The organism is Streptomyces turgidiscabies Car8 (genome assembly GCF_000331005.1).
Taxonomy (GTDB): domain Bacteria; phylum Actinomycetota; class Actinomycetes; order Streptomycetales; family Streptomycetaceae; genus Streptomyces; species Streptomyces turgidiscabies.
Window position 1 is genome coordinate 1 of record NZ_AEJB01000169.1, and the last position, 529, is coordinate 529.

At 67.1% G+C, this 529-nt stretch carries 1 protein-coding gene; it reads right to left on the reverse strand.

What is annotated here, in order from left to right; translation table 11 throughout:
* Window positions 1-429: PAS domain S-box protein (locus tag STRTUCAR8_RS10540; protein ID WP_044471868.1), on the reverse strand; the 429-nt coding region annotated here is incomplete at its 3' end.
* Between the last annotated feature and the right edge of the window lie 100 nt (window positions 430-529).

The following is a 529-nucleotide window of genomic DNA, read 5'->3' on the forward strand; positions in this document are numbered from 1 at the left end:
GGCCGTCGCTTCGGCCTCGGCCCGCCGCCGCATCAGCTCCCGCTCCCGCTCGCGGCGCGCGGTGACGTCCCGGATGACCGCACCGACGTACGTGCTGCCGTCGGGGGCCGGCAGGAGCACCACGCTGAACTCGATGGACAGCTTGCGGCCGTCCGCCGCCAGCGCCGGAACGTTCAGCAGATCGGCGTCGCCGTACTTGGTCGTGCCCCGGTCCATGGCTTCCTGGAAGCCGTCCCAGTGACGCTTCCGGTGCCGCTCCGGGATGATGACGTCCAGGCTGCGACCGTCCACGTCGCCCGCCGAGAACCCGAAGATGCGCTCCGCGCCACGGTTCCAGAAGCGGATCAGGCCTTCGCCGTCGATGATCACTATGCCGTCGGGCGCCTGGGTGGTCATCCCCAGCACCACCTCGGGATTCAGATCTTCCATGTCGCCTCCGCGCTGGGGCAGTTGGATAACTGAACGCATGCAGGGCGACAGTATACAGATGGATGGTATACAGAATCCATACGGTCGGTCAGTCGACAGC